Genomic DNA, 15,123 nt, shown 5'->3' with positions numbered 1-15,123 from the left:
GAAAACGGGGTCGTTCTGCGCCATTCCCCCAGAATGCACAAAACGACCCCGTCCCCAAATGCGACAACGGTACGGGCGCCCGGATCCGTTACGCTAAATCTTCGCCGTTGGTGGCGATGACCTTCTTATACCAGTCGAAGCTCTTCTTCTTGAAACGCGCAAGCGTGCCGTTGCCGGCGTCGTCGCGGTCGACGTAGATGAAGCCATAGCGCTTGGACATCTCACCAGTGGAGGCAGAGACGAGGTCGATCGGGCCCCACGTGGTGTAGCCGAGCATCTCGACGCCGTCCTCGGTGATGGCATCGCGCATGGCCTCGATGTGCTGACGCAGGTAATCGATGCGGTAATCGTCATCGATCGTGCCGTCGGCGTTGAGCTCATCCTTGGCGCCGAGACCGTTCTCCACCACGAAGAGCGGCTTCTGGTAGCGGTCCCACAGGTCGTTGATGGTGATGCGGAAGCCGAGCGGGTCGATGGCCCAGCCCCACTCGCTCACCTTGAGGTAGGGGTTCTTGGCACCCTTGAAGGCGTTGCCCTCGGTCTGCTCGGCATCGCTTCCCTCGCCTGCGACGCAACGCGTGGAGTAGTAGGAGAACGAGATGAAGTCGACGGTGTTCTCGGCAAGCACCTGACGGTCCTCGTCGGTCATACCGATGTCGATACCCTTGCGCTCGAGCTGCTTGAGCGCGTAGGCCGGATAGTAACCGCGGCTCTGGACGTCCACGAAGAAGTAGTTCTCCTGGTTGGCGAGCTGCGCGGCGCGCACGTCTTCGGGGTTGCAGCTGTAGGGGTAGTAGGTACCGGCGGCGAGCATGCAACCGACCTTCATCTCGGGGTCGATCTCGTGCGCGATCTTGGTCGCCCAGGCGCTCGCCACAAGCTCGTTGTGTGCGGCGAGGTACTCGACGGCCTCGCGGTCCTCGCCTTCCTCAAAGACCAGGCCCGCACCCATGAACGGCAGGTGCAAGATCATGTTGATCTCGTTGAAGGTGAGCCAGTACTTAACGAGCCCCTTGTAGCGCGTGAAGAGAACCGTCACGAGCTTCTTATAGAGGTCAATGAGCTTGCGGTTGCGCCAGCCACCGTACTCCTTGATGAGGTGAATGGGGCAATCGAAGTGCGTGATGGTAACGAGCGGCTCGATGCCGTGCTTCTGGCACTCGCGGAACAGGTCCTCGTAGAAGGCGAGGCCCTCTTCGTTGGGCTCGCCCTCGTCGCCGTTGGGGAAGATGCGCGTCCAGCCGATGGAGAGGCGATAGGTCTTAAAGCCCATCTCCGCAAAGAGCGCGATGTCCTCCTTGTAGTGGTGGTACATGTCGATACCGACCTGAGCGGGATAGTAGTAGCCGTCCTCGAAGTCGAGCATCTTGCGCAGGCCCGCCATCACGGGACCGCGGTCTGCGCCGTGCGGGATCACGTCAACGTTGGCAAGGCCGCGCCCGCCCTCGTTGTAGCCGCCCTCGCACTGGTTGGCAGCAGTCGCGCCGCCCCACAGGAACCCTCCGGGAAATGCCATGGTGCCTCCTTGCAGAAGATGGTTGGATTGGGCTTTTGCCCTTCTTTCATTCTCTCATGCGAGGGCACGTAATTGCATCAGGACTCGGTAAACGGGGAACGGAAAGCCCGTGCAGTTTACGCCTCGCCGTCGGCATCCGCCTTGGCGAGAAGCTCGAGCGCACGCGCGGTGTCAGCGGCGTCTCCCCGCTCCATGAGAGCGAGAATGTCCTCGGCGCGGTCCCACCACCGCTTGCCAAAGGGGTCGTGTGACTCGAGCCAGACCTCCTCGCTCGCGCGCGCGTTCAAGGCGTGCTCGATCTCATGCGACAGGCGGACGAGGTACTCCCCCATCCAACTGCTAAGAAGAGCCCATTCGCACTCCTGAGCGGCTCGGTACGCCTCGTCGAAGGGAAGCTCCGCTAGCATGCCCGCAGTATACGCGGTATCACGTTTTGCAAGATCGGCGTCCAGGGCATCGATGATATCCCGCTCGATATGGACGCACTCCTCGATGAGGTTGGCGCGCGGGGCGAGAAACGGATTCTCGAGCTCGGTCTTTCTGTCATCGGCCTCTTGCGCCCGTGCCTCGAGCTCCTCTGTGCGCAACGCAACGCGCGCATCGATATCGGCAAGCGTCCGCTTCAGACGGTCCTGTTCGTCAGCCAGCTTGCTGCGCCTGCGCACCGCTGCCACGAAGCCTTGCGGAACACGGAGCGCCACCATCACGCACGCAAGGGCAACGAGGACCGTCAACACGATGCGCGTGGGGGCATCCAGCGCATCGGGCGCAAGCGACCAAAGAGCCGCACCGCACGCAAGCATCACAGCGGCAGCCACAGCAAGGCGCCGCACGAGGCTCGAAGTGGAACCCTTCCGCCGCTTAGCAGGCGGCTCTGCTGCATCGGCAAGATTCTCAAGGCGGCGCGCGAGGTCAACGCGCATGGCGGCATCCTCAGCATTCGACGCCCGGTAGGTCTCAACCGCGCCCGCCGCCTCACGATAGGCATCGTCGGCATCAATCGCTTCACGGCGCTCCGCATCGATGGCGGCAACCGCGTCCAGCTTCCGCGCGCGCTCGGCAAGCATCTCCTTGGTCGAGGCGTAGATGTGCCAATCCTCTTCTTCCAGCCACCAGCCCCAGAGCGAGTTCGCAGGAGTTACGGAGACATTGGCTCCCGTCAAAACACCGGTAAGCACGCTGGCAAACGTCTCATCGCAGTATGCAACGGATTCTGGAGCAGAGAACAGGTCATATCCCCGATCGCTCTCCGTAAGTTTGGCTGTATCCACCGGGACGCGGCCGCAAAGATTCGACAGGTGCTCGTCCTCGGTGCAAAACGCGCGCCAGTGCCGCGTGAACTCACGCATCTCTTCGAGATTCGCCATGGTAATCCCCCATCGCGCAGGCGGTCTCTTTTGTACGAATGTCTTGCTCGACCGCCCCTCCATAGTAACCCCGACAGACGCATGCAAGACAAATAAACGCAAAACGGGCGCCCGCCGTGTTCTGGCGAGCGCCCGTGCGGATTCGCACATGCGCCGATTACGCTGACGGAACGCCGCCCTTACGCAAAGTCGGCGAGCTGAGCGGTGAGCGCTGTGATCTCGGCGCGCAGCTCCTCGGCGCGCTCGCGCTTCTTGGCCACGACATCAGGCGCCGCCTTTGCGACGAAGCCCTCGTTGGCAAGGGTCTTCTCCGCACCGGCAAGCTCCTTCTCGGCCTTGGCGACGGCTTTCTCGATACGCGCGCGCTCAGCGGCGAAGTCCACAAGATCGCCCACCACCACGTAGGCGTCAAAGTCAGACCCGGCGAGCGCGATGGAGCCCTCGGGCTTTGCCGCACCCTCGGCAACCTCGACGGCAGACGCGTTAGCAAGACTCGCCGCAAATGCCGCCATGGGCGCCATGGCGTCTGCTACCTCGGCAGAATGGGCGCAAACCACCACACGGAGCTGCTCCTTGGGGCTGATGCGGTAGCGGGCGCGCGTGGAGCGAACGTCGGTCACCACAGCGCGGGTGAGCTCGAAGGCGCGCTCGGCGGGCTCATCGACCCAGCGCTCGTAATCCGCAGGCTCGGGCCATGCGGCGACCATAAGGGCGTCTGCGCGCTCCCCCGCCATATCGAGGGCGCTCGCGGGCATCTGGTCCCAAATGGCCTCGGTCACAAACGGCATGAACGGATGCATGAGGCGAAGCGAGGTGTCGAGCACAAAGATGAGGTTGCGCTGCGCCTGCAGACGCGCCGCGTCGTCCTTCAGGCGCGCCTTGGTGACCTCGACGTACCAGTCGCAGACCTCGTTCCAGAAGAACGTCTGCACGCCGCGGACGGTCTCGCCAAAGTTGTAGCTCTCAATACCCTCGGTGACGACCTTGACCTGCTTGGCCAGACGGCTGAACATCCAGGCATCAGCCGCGGTCTCGGCCACCGGCTCACCGGGCTCGTAGCCCTCCATGTTCATGAGAAGGAAGCGGCTCGCGTTCCAAATCTTGGTGACGAAGGCCTTCGCCTGCTCGGTGCGGGGGCTGCCCAAAAACTCGTGCGTCTTTTTGTCGATGTCCGCATCGAACTTGACGTCCTGGTTGTTGGTGAACAGCGACAGCAGGTTGAAGCGCATCGCGTCGGCACCGTACTTGGCGATGAGGTCCATGGGGTCGACGCCGTTGCCCTTGGACTTGGACATACGGCTGCCGTCCTTGGCGAGAATAGTCGGGTAGATGACCACATCGTGGAACGGCTCCTCGTGCAGGAAGTACTCGGAACTCATGATCATGCGTGCAACCCACAGTGCGATGATGTCGCGCGCGGTGACCAGCGCCGTGGTGGGATGATGCCCCTCGAGCGCCGCGGGATCTTGCGGCCAGCCCTGCGTGGCGAAGGTCCACAGCTGCGAGCTGAACCAGGTATCGAGCACGTTCTCGTCCTGATGAACGTGATGGCCGCCGCACTTGGGGCACACGTGCACGTCCTCCATGAGGGCGTCCTCCCAGCCGCAGTCCTCGCAGTAGAAGACCGGGATGCGGTGGCCCCACCACAGCTGGCGCGAGATGCACCAGTCCTTAAGATTCTCCATCCAGGTGAGGTAGGACTGCTTCCAGCGCTCGGCGTTGAAACGCACGCGCCCACCCTCAACGGCCTCGATCGCCGGCCCCTTGAGCTTGTCGACCGCGACGAACCATTGCTCGGAGAGCCAAGGCTCGAGCGTGGTGTCGCAACGATAGCAGTGCATGACGGAGTGCTCATGCTCCTCGATGTGGTCGAGCAGGCCATGCTCCTCAAACCACGCGACGACGGCCTCGCGGCACTCGTCGCGCGTCATGCCGGAGAACTCGCCGTAGCCGTCCACAACAACCGCGTGCTCGTCGAAGATATTGATCTTCTCGAGGCCGTGGGCCTCGCCCATAGCGTAGTCGTTGGGGTCGTGCGCGGGCGTAACCTTGACAAAGCCCGAACCAAAGCCGGCATCCACATGCCAGTCCTCAAAGATGGGAATCTCGCGGTTCACGATGGGGAGCATCACGGTCTTGCCCACAAAGGCGGCCTTTTCGGGGTCCTTCGGCGAGACGGCAACGCCCGTGTCGCCGAGCATGGTCTCGGGGCGCGTCGTGGCGACCACGATGTAATCCTGGCCGTTCACCGGCTCGGTCAAGGGATAGCGGAGGTGCCAGAGGTGACCCGCCTCCTGCTTATACTCCGCCTCGTCGTCGGAGATGGCCGTCGTGCAGCTGGGGCACCAGTTGACGATGCGCTTGCCGCGGTAGATGAGGCCGTCGTGATACCAGTCGCAGAAGACGCGGCGCACCGCCTCGGCATAATCGTCGTCCATCGTGAAGCGCTCATGCTCAAAGTCAACCGAGCAGCCCATGCGCTTGATCTGCTCCTTGATGGTGCCGCCGTACTCATGCGTCCAGTCCCAGCAGGCATCGATGAAGGCATCGCGGCCCATCTCGAGGCGGTTCTTGCCCTCCTCCTTGAGCTTCTTGTCGACCTTGGTCTGCGTGGCGATGCCCGCATGGTCGGTGCCCAGAATCCACTGGGTAGAGCGGCCGCGCATGCGCGCCTCGCGCACGATGGCGTCCTGGATGGAGTCGTCGAGCGCATGGCCCATATGGAGCACGCCCGTGACGTTGGGCGGCGGGATGGTGACCGTGCAGTCTCCCACGCCGGGGCGACGCTGGTAGTACCCGCCGGCAAGCCACTTCTCGAGGATCTCGGGCTCGCGGGCAGCGGGGTCGTAGTTCTTGGGCATCGACTCGATATCCATGGGTGTATCCATTTCAGCACCTCTATGCTCGTTGTTCACGTATTGCAAGAGGATAGCACAGGCAGCGAAGCAAGCCGTGCCTAAGGAGGCGAGCAAGCGACGTTGTCAGAATTCCCCATAGTTCACCCCGGCAAAGGCAGGGCGCGTCGTGTTTGCCCACCCCGCGCAATCGGGCGGAACCGCCATCACTGCTACCAAGACGCGCTGCATCTTTCCAAAAGCAAGACGCCCACCCCCTCCCCGAATCACTATTATAAAATGTTGGGGAGAGAACCGCATTTTGTTCTAGAATAGTCGGTTGGGAGGAGGGAGTGATATGGCTGAGTACGTGGTAATCGAATCAGGTTCAGCAGCAAAAGCACCCACGAACTCGTCCGAAAAGATCTCCCGTCCTGCTCCGATGGAAGATGCGCCCTCAACCGCTAATTCTATGACCCCCCCCCATCAGTTATCTGAATCAGAATTCTGCTCAACATCCCGGGCTGAGTCTGCAAACGCGCAGGAAAACTCTGAAGCGCCTCGCGTAGATACATCGGTCGTCGAAGAAGACAACTCTGGTAGCGTCCATCAGCCTGATCAACAACCCCATGACCCTGCTTCCGAAGCGCAGCTCCAACAGCGAAGAGAGCATCGGCGGCGCCTGCGGCAGACGGTTGCCAGCACGGTAGGCGTTCTTCTGTGTGTCGCGGCAGCGGCCTCGCTCATCGCCATGTATATCGCGCCGGTAATGCGCATCGATGGCTCCTCCATGGAGCCCACGCTTTCCGACGGCCAGTTAGTCGTGACGCTGCGCCCCGCCCAGCCAGATACCGGCGATGTGGTGGCGTTCTATCTGAACAACAGCATCTTGGTCAAACGCGTCATCGCACGCGCGGGCGACTGGGTGGATATCGACCAGCGGGGCAACGTCTCCGTCAACGGGCAGCTCCTTGACGAGCCCTACCTTGCGCAATCGAGTCGAGGCACCTGCGACATCCCGCTTCCCTATCAAGTGCCCGAAGGCCGCATCTTCGTGATGGGAGACGACCGGGCCACGTCCCTTGACAGCCGGACGCGCGCCATCGGATGCATCGACCTCGACCAGGTTATCGGCGTGGTCAGCTTCCGTGTGTGGCCGCTGAACACCGTCAGCATCGTTTAGCGAGCGAAAGGAACAGCATGCAGCACCCGCGCATTCGCGAACACCTCACATCCTTGCGCCACCGCCTAATCCGCTCGGGCCGGGTAGTCGCGCTTTCCGTCATGTGCATGGCGGTTGCCCTTGCCACCTCTGCGGCACTCGAGCTGCCCGCCACCGCAGCCGAGCAGGATGACCTTGTAAACGTGACCGGCTTCGAGCAGGTTGCGGATAGCGAGGCTTCCGCAACGGAGGGCACAGACGGCGAGGCGACATCAACGGGTGATACAGAAGACGAGACGCCGGAAACCGACGCCGGTGACACCCCTGTTGATGGAACTGGAAACAAGGAGCAGACCAATCCGGAATCCAACGGAAACCCCTCTGGCGGCGCAACGCAAGGCGATCAGACTCCGGAAGATGCATCGGACGGCACCGAGAATAACGCGGCGACCAACCCCTCAACCCAAAGTGAGCCTTCTGATGCCGCAGCGAAGCAGCCCACCGCCGAAACCGAGACAAGCGATGCCGCGACCGAGGAAAGCACCGCCGCACGCGCCGGAGTGGATGACACACATATCGACGGCGGCGATATCCCCGATTCCAACCTCACTTGGGAAGTAACCGAGAACGACGCCGGCGACCGCACGCTCATTATTGCAGGCGAGGGAGAGATTCCCAACCTTGCGAATCTAAGTGTTCAGCCCCCGTATTACTCATATATCACTAACAGCAGTTCCCCCATTAAGCTCGTAATTGAGGATGGCATTACGCGCATTGGTAACAACGCGTTCCATAACGGCTGCTTCACTTCCATAGATTTTGGAACGACCGTGTCCGAAATCGGTACCTATGCGTTCAGCAGAATCACCCTCACCGAGCGCGAGTTGATAATCCCCGGTAATGTCAAAACCTTAAAGAGAAATGCTTTTGAGCTGTCGCATTTAGGGAAAATCACCTTCATGGAGGGTGTCGAGACACTTGGGCAGCAAGTGTTCAATGATGCAGGCATCGATTCAAAAACCGCGGAGGAAGGCGTGGTCAACATACCCGCCTCCCTTGTAAACTTTGGAGCCCAGCCATTTTACACCGTGTACTCCTTCGAAGTTGATCCCGACAACCCCGTACTGTGCGATATCGACGGAGTCCTCTATTCCAAAGATGGCTCTACGCTCATCGACTATCCGAACTTCCATGCTGGAGACAGCTACACGCCTCCCGAGAGCGTGCGCAAGGTCGCCCAGTCAGCATTAAAAAATACGCGATATCTCAAGCGTGTAACCATCCCTTCGACAGTTAAAACTATGACCTATGATGTGTTTCGAGACAGCAGCGTTGAAGAAGTTTATATCGCTGACGGAGTGAGCATCGATGGCGGGGACCTCAATATGGTGTTTTACGGAGCCAGCTCGCTGCGGACCATCAGATTTCCCGAAGACGTACCCCTGCGCTTCGATAAGGGCCCGTTTTCCGGCAACACATCACTGACCAGCTTGGACATCCCTCGCGGCACCGTCAGTATGAACGATCCCTTCTTTGCGGATACAGGCCTCTTCCCCTCCCTGGTGACCCTTAGGTACAACGCGAGTAACTCCACGATTGGGTCCGGCTTTGTATTCAGGGACACACAGCCCACGTTCGATCTCGTTATTGGTGAGGATGTGGACGTGCTCCCGGCTAACTTCGATGCCATCGTGAAGTTCCAGCATTCCATCTATTTCGAACCGAACAATCAAATTACCGTCGAGGCAGGTGCCTTCGCAAGCGCGGAAGAGCCCCTTGCCTCGCTTGAGGGCACCATCTACGTTGACGACCAAGGCATCCTGTATAGCTACGACGCCAAAACGGGCACAGCAACCCTCGTCAATATCCCCAACAACGTGGTAGATGCGGCCATCCCGGCCGCCTTCTCGCCCGAAGACGGCGTTACCTGCACCGTTACCGGCGTCGCCCAAGGCGTGGCCAAGCATGCCGAGCGACTAAAAAGCGTCACGTTCGAAGAGCCAGAAAAAATCGAAAGCATCTCGCACTACGCCTTTGCCAATTGTCCGTCACTGAATAAGGTGAACGGTGCAACCACCGTTGAGGAGGCACTCGCGTCCTTCACCGAAGCAACATCCGTAGGCACCAACCCGTTCTACAATACGGGGCTTGAAGGCGCCAGCGGAAGCGGCGGCTTTGCTTCAAACATGCATGGCAAGGAAAACCTCACCGTCACCGGCGATGACGTGGACAGCATGGATATCAGGCTGAGCTCGGAGGGCGACACCATACAGTGGCAATCGTCCGAAGGCGGCAGCGGCGGTGGTTACCGCCTTCTCACGGGCGATACCCTCAACATTACCGCTAGCCTTCAGAATACCACGGGCACAAATGACGCCCGCTACCGCGTATATCTACGCCTAGCAGGCGAGGATGCCACCCTGAGCATCACTCCGGGCAGTCACTTCGACATAACGGACAGCAACGGCTCGACCGTAGCTTCCGCCAGCGTCTTTGCCACCGACGACCCTTACACCGTTTACCTTGAGTTCGCGCCACACACAGGTTCTACGATCTCAATTCCCATGACGGCGCTCTATCCCTCGCCCACTTCGAGCGGAGGCGGCATCACCATCTGGGGCGTTGCGGGCGTGAAGCCCACATCGGAAGGAAGCGAACAAGGTGAGCTCATCGAGCCCACCAGCGACGATATGATCCAGGCTTACTGGACAACCCAGCCCGATAGCTTCAGCCTTAGGAAAACAGGAACTAATGGCCCCCGTATATGGGGCGACGGCGAAGGAGGTGCCGCTCTCTCCCAAGACATGAGATGGGATGTAAGCCTGCCGCGCGACGACACGAACAGCTCGTCCTACGGCAAGGACTTTGCCAGGTCCATCGACTTCGTCGACACCCTCCATCTACCTCAAGGCGTTATCTGGGCACCCGATGTGGTGGAAGCGGTAAAGCAAGGGACTATCCGTGTCCAGGGAAGTAACATCTATGCTGGCGATATCCTTATTGCGCAACTTTCAGCAACCGGCATTTCCGGACGCAACGTCACATGGAATGAAGAAGAGCAAGGGCTTGAACTTAGCTGGCGCTACGTGAACGGGAACCGAAACCAAGAGGCAGCTCCTCCCAATGTATCAATTTACTTAAAACCCGAGGCCTTCGAAATTGACCTTAACGCGTTTCATGCGGCACAGGATAAGCATCAAGTCATCAATGAAATTCGCGCAACCGTCCATTACACGCACAGCGTTGACGATGAGCCCAAGCCCGCAATAGCGCAGATAACGCTCTCAGAAGCAACTGCCAACCTCACCTTTACCAAGGGTTCAAGCGAACCTACCTACTTTGGCGAAGACATCGACTACCCACTTACGCTCACCAACACAGGAACAAGCTCGTACCCAACTTCGCCTATGGAAGGCGTGTATCGGGTGAGCGATCCTCTAAGCACCGACCTCTACATCACGCCTCAGAATATGGAGCGGATGTTTGCTGAAGCTCCAGCAGGCACCAAGCTCACCATAACCATTAAGCATGCACAACTGGGTACGTGGGAAGCCGTTACCAATATTGATGGCACCGAAAATGCCGCTTGGCGTACCCCTCGTAATAGCAGCATGGATACCACAGATACCACGCTCACCATAACAGCCGCCTTCAATGACGGAGCAGCGAGCTATACCGTGCAGACTGCCAAAGGGGCAAGCTATATCGCATCAAGCGTAGCCGAGGCGCTTTATCGCGCAGGATACGCTCCCACCTCGAAAGCTGTCTATACCTGTGACTGGGCGCTCAATAGCGAGGATAGCAACTTCTCACTCGGAGGTGGAGCCTCCCTCGAGATGACCGTGCACGCCACCATCAAGACGACGTTCGAGCTGCTAGAGCACGATCGACCGAGCCAATATCCCAATGAGAACCCGCGCACAATCTCCAACACCGCGTATGTTTACAACCCAAATGGCGGTGAGGTAAAAAGAGCACCTGGTACTACACGCACCGTACGGCGAGAAGCCGTCATCGATAAATCGGTTTCTCGCGACGGAGTGCTGCTGGACGAAGCACCGCAGCTCAACGACGATGATGTCTTGGACTACCGCCTCAACTTCACACACTACGGCACAGGCGCCTACGAAAACCTTCCAATGGTCGACGACCTCTATGGCGCGCAATACCTGCTGGTTCCCGCAGATGAAAACCCGCAGCTCGAGGGTCAAGATCTTGAGCAGATGACCGTAGAGGGGAAGGCCTACTACCTGCTCAAGGCGGGCACCTACAAGAACGTGCGCGTGGGAATCGACGATTCCGGCAAGCTCTTAACCGCGGCGAGCATCACCGTAGCTGAGGACGAAGGCGACGTAGAACTCCCCAACGGCGAGGGCGGCGGTGATACCGAACATTACAAAGGTCTACATACGCATATCGAGTGGTACTTCGACGAACTGCCCGGCGAGGAATATCGCATTGAGTTGAACTACCACGCCGTGGTCGACGCGCAGCTTGCCCAGGATACCGGCTCCTATTCCGTAGGAAACATGGTTTGGATGAACGATAAGCCCGGCAACCGCATCTTCGCGGGGCTCTGGGGTGGCGGCACCATCCTGCAATTCGAAAAGCACATTGTCGAGGGAGAACGCGACGGTAATCCGGACCACGACATCCTCGTCGACCACTCCACGGTAGGCTCGGGCGAAGCGGTCACCTATAGACTTGACCTTCAAAACGCGGCAGGCGGCCCCTTCACGCTCACGGGCGATCAACTGGGCGACGCACTCCCCCAGACTTTCGGCGCATTCAAATGGGTAGCTGACGACATCAAAATAAAGGCCGTCGCTGGAGGCACGGGCAACGTAGTAGGCGTCGATGATCTTAACAATTGGTCTGTCTCCCCAGACTTCCCCTCGCTGGGCGTGGCACATGAAGACGGCCAGTACTATATTGTCTGGCCCGACGAAGCGCGCATCACATTTGAGTCCGATAGCACGCTCTATCTCTACGTAACCCTTACCTTCCCTAGCAACGTTGCCGACGATGCTGTTTGGGACCGCTATACGGCAGCCGCTGGCACACAGCAGTTGCAAAACACGCTCTGGCTGTACGGCTTGCCCTCCACGGTAACGCATGATCTGGAGCAGAGCGGCAGCGCCTTCCTACAGAAGGGTGTCTATGGGCTCTATAGAGAAAATAATCAAAATAGAATTGACGACGCCCCGTCCACCTCTGAGCGCGTCGTCTACAACAACCGCGACACCCGTGAGAGCTGGGTGCAATATTACACAGTAATCATGAACACCGGCAATCCGCGACTCTACCTGAATGACCTTATCGATCAGCTGCCCGAAGGCTTTACGTACGGCTACATGCGCTCAACTCCGATCGGAGCGAATGGGCCTCGCACCATCGTGACCAACGGCGGCGCAAACGAGCAGGCAGCGTTCGGTAACGAACCATTTGTAAACCTCGCTTATACGGAAGGCGGGGCCACGAGCGACATCCACTTCATGAGCGCGCAGGTACAGGCAGAGGTGCAAGGTGACGGTACGCTGCGCTTTACATTTGGTAGCGGCGAAGGCGATTACGCCGTTCACTACGACGCAGTGCGCGGTCAGTATTACCTTGACCGCAACGAGGCGATCGTCTTCGGCTATTTCTGCCAGATTGGCTTCTATTCTCAAACAGAAGACGTCTCGCAGAACACGCTCGCGATGCCCTACGAGGACTATCTGGACACCGGCGTGATTGTAACGGGCGAAATCGCATCCGATGTTAACGTCTCCGCCACAGGCGCGCCCATCGGAGAAGGATCCACCTACAATGACGGAACCCGATTAGGGCTCTCAGCTGAAGAAGTACAAGAACGCTACGGGATCACCGATCCCAGCGGAAAACATGCGCGCTGGCTCGTGTCGGACGTCACGCTTCGGCGGACCTACAGTGTCCCCGGAGTTTCCAAACGAGCAGTTTCGTATACGCCGATAAATGGTGAAACTATCGACTACACGGGCAGCGCCGCACCGGCAGCAACCATTAACTGGCAAACCACGCTTCGCAACGACGGTCCAACCCAGATCGTTGACTATATGGTGCAGGACACCATGGAGGCGCCCTACACCTTCGTAGGCGACGTGACGCTCCAGCGCTTCCTTGCGGACGGCAGCTCCGTGGGCAACAGCACCACCCTTTTCACCATTGCAGACCACAGCGCAGATGACGCCACCGTTAACATCGGAGGACAGCCTGTGCCGGTTGGGAACTCGGAATGGACCGTACTTCCCGACCGTGGCGGTACAATTTCCGTTAAGCTTGATCGAGCGGCGGATGGCTCGGAATCACTTTCCATCCGTCTCCAGGGCAGCCAAACCACCGTCTATAACTATGCCTGGATGATGATCCCCGAAAACGGCGGCACCGCAGTACTGAGCTACTCCACCCGCAACACCTCGGAGACCATCTCGTCGCGTCCGTATATCAACGACGTGCTCTTCGAGCCCGACTGCACCTTTAGCAGCGTGTCGGAGGGCACCATGGTGCGCGATGAAAACGGCGACCCCTCCGGCGTGCGCAACTCGGCGGCGGTCAACGTGGCCTTCGGATACGTCACGAGCTCTAACAAGCACGTCACCGAGGTAAACAACCGCGACAACACGGCGAGTGCCACCGGAACACCCACGAGCATCCTGCTGGGAAGCTCAGGCAGCGCCTTTACCTACGAGCTCGAGGTAAGCAACCAGTCCGAAAGCCCCCTCAACAAGCTCGTGGTGATCGACAACCTGCCCGAGCCGGACGACGGCAGTCCCTTTGACCCGGATGCCTCCCGCAACAGTGCCTTCAAGGTGCGATTCGCGGACGATCCGCAGGTATCGGTACGCCTGCGCGATCCCGATGGCACGGTGCAAACAGTTGATCCGAACAGCTACCGCGTTGAGTACACCGCGGCAACAAGCTTTACCGACGCCGATTGGGCGGGCGAAACGGGAGGCGCTGGCTGGAACGCTGCTCCAGCCAGTGCACGCTCCCTCCGCGTGGTGCTCGGCAATGGAACCGCCGACGTGGTACCGGCTGGCGCCACGGTGCTCGTAAGCTTCACGGCGAACATTGACGGCGCGGCGGACCCCGGCACGATTGCCTGGAACAACTTTGGCTACCGTTACGAGGTGAACACCGGCGGAAGCACGCTAGCGCTTTCCGCGGTCTCACTCCCCGTGGGCGTGCGCGTACCCGCGGTGCCCACGCTTGAAAAGGTAACGGTTGATGGCGAGGGCAATCCAGTTGCCATCGCCGAGGAAGCCACGTTCACCTTTGCCGTCTACGAAGGCAGCGCGCTGGAAGGGAGGTTCGACTCGGTCGATGCGGTGCGCAAGGCGCTCGGCGAGGCCGATCGCCCGAACGATCAGGTTCGTGAAGTAACCCTTACGGTCAACGCCGGCGAGAGCTCGAGTAACCCAAACGGCACCACCCCCTGCCGCTTGGACTTTGGCGATGGCTGGACCTGGACCGATGGCGCACGATACACCATCACTGAGATCACCCCTAGCGATAGTTTCAGCTACCGCGACTTCAATACCGACCCCGCGCCGCACTACGGCTTTACCTACCGCCCGGGCACAGAGCTTGCTATCACTTGCCGCAACACCTATAGGCTCTGGGACGTGACGCTCACCAAGGTTGACGGCGATGACCTGAAGGCGGGCACCGTAAGCCCGCTTGCGGGTGCGGTCTTCGCCCTCTATAGCCCCGAAGCGGGAGATCAACGCTACGTGAGCGACATAGCGAATGCCACCAATCATCCTGAGTACCAGAACATAGGCATCGACGAAGTCCTAGACATCGGCGAGGGCGCCTCGCGAACGGCCTACCTCACCGACATCGTGACGCTCGGCGCCAGCGGCTCCCATACTTGGGAGAACCTCCCGCGCGACCGTTACTACCTGTTGGAAGTCAAGGCCCCAAATGGTTATAGCCTGCCGGATGAGCCGGGACGCATCCTGTACCGCGACAGCGCCCAAGACGGTGAGCTGAACCTGCAGGTACCCAATTACCGCGATTACACGCTGCCATCGACCGGCGGCTCGGGAACGAGGCAGATTCGCCTGGCGGGCCTCGTGCTTGCCGTGGGCGCCATCGCCCTGGTGAGCCGCCGCGGCTTAAGACCGAAGGGCGGTGGTAGCAACGCGCGAAAAACGCCCTAGCGCTTGGCGCGCGCAAACGCGCGAAGGACCTCCATGACTCTGCGCGTCCACGACGCACCCG

General features: G+C 59.8%; 5 protein-coding genes. 2 read left to right on the top strand and 3 right to left on the bottom strand.

The genetic code is table 11. The features are described from left to right. Positions 1-88: 88 nt before the first annotated feature. The 3 genes from B5F89_RS01480 to B5F89_RS01470 all read right to left on the bottom strand — a co-directional run bounded on the left by B5F89_RS01480 (position 89) and on the right by B5F89_RS01470 (position 5,771). Positions 89-1,516, bottom strand: coding sequence for a 6-phospho-beta-glucosidase (locus tag B5F89_RS01480; protein ID WP_087430018.1), 1,428 nt, complete (start codon positions 1,514-1,516; stop codon positions 89-91). Positions 1,517-1,632: 116 nt separating this feature from the next. After that, positions 1,633-2,883 (bottom strand): hypothetical protein, encoded by a 1,251-nt coding sequence (locus tag B5F89_RS01475; RefSeq protein ID WP_087430017.1) that lies wholly within the window; start codon positions 2,881-2,883, stop codon positions 1,633-1,635. Positions 2,884-3,062: 179 nt separating this feature from the next. Then, positions 3,063-5,771, bottom strand: coding sequence for a valine--tRNA ligase (locus tag B5F89_RS01470; RefSeq protein WP_239286620.1), 2,709 nt, complete (start codon positions 5,769-5,771; stop codon positions 3,063-3,065). Between the two features lie 304 nt (positions 5,772-6,075). Here B5F89_RS01470 and lepB point away from each other — a divergent pair, with 304 nt between their 5' ends. Together lepB and B5F89_RS01460 are read left to right on the top strand one after the other, a co-directional pair. Beyond that, positions 6,076-6,900, top strand: a complete 825-nt coding sequence (lepB, locus tag B5F89_RS01465; protein ID WP_204230541.1) for a signal peptidase I — start codon at positions 6,076-6,078, stop codon at positions 6,898-6,900. A gap of 182 nt (positions 6,901-7,082) precedes the next feature. Further along, on the top strand, positions 7,083-15,062 hold the full coding sequence (locus tag B5F89_RS01460) for a leucine-rich repeat protein (protein ID WP_158098389.1): 7,980 nt from the start codon (positions 7,083-7,085) through the stop codon (positions 15,060-15,062). Positions 15,063-15,123 lie beyond the last annotated feature (61 nt).

Source organism: Collinsella sp. An307 (assembly GCF_002161805.1).
In the GTDB taxonomy this organism is placed as follows: Bacteria; Actinomycetota; Coriobacteriia; order Coriobacteriales; family Coriobacteriaceae; genus Coprousia.
Note: the sequence above shows the minus strand (reverse complement) of the source record. Positions and strands in the feature narration are given on the sequence as shown.

Excerpts from the sequence above, each read along its gene's own strand:
- B5F89_RS01480 (WP_087430018.1), bottom strand. The coding sequence starts at position 1,516 with ATGGCATTTCCCGGAGGGTTCCTGTGGGGCGGCGCGACTGCTGCCAAC.
- B5F89_RS01475 (WP_087430017.1), bottom strand. The coding sequence starts at position 2,883 with ATGGCGAATCTCGAAGAGATGCGTGAGTTCACGCGGCACTGGCGCGCG.
- B5F89_RS01470 (WP_239286620.1), bottom strand. The coding sequence starts at position 5,771 with ATGGATACACCCATGGATATCGAGTCGATGCCCAAGAACTACGACCCC.
- lepB (WP_204230541.1), top strand. The coding sequence starts at position 6,076 with ATGGCTGAGTACGTGGTAATCGAATCAGGTTCAGCAGCAAAAGCACCC.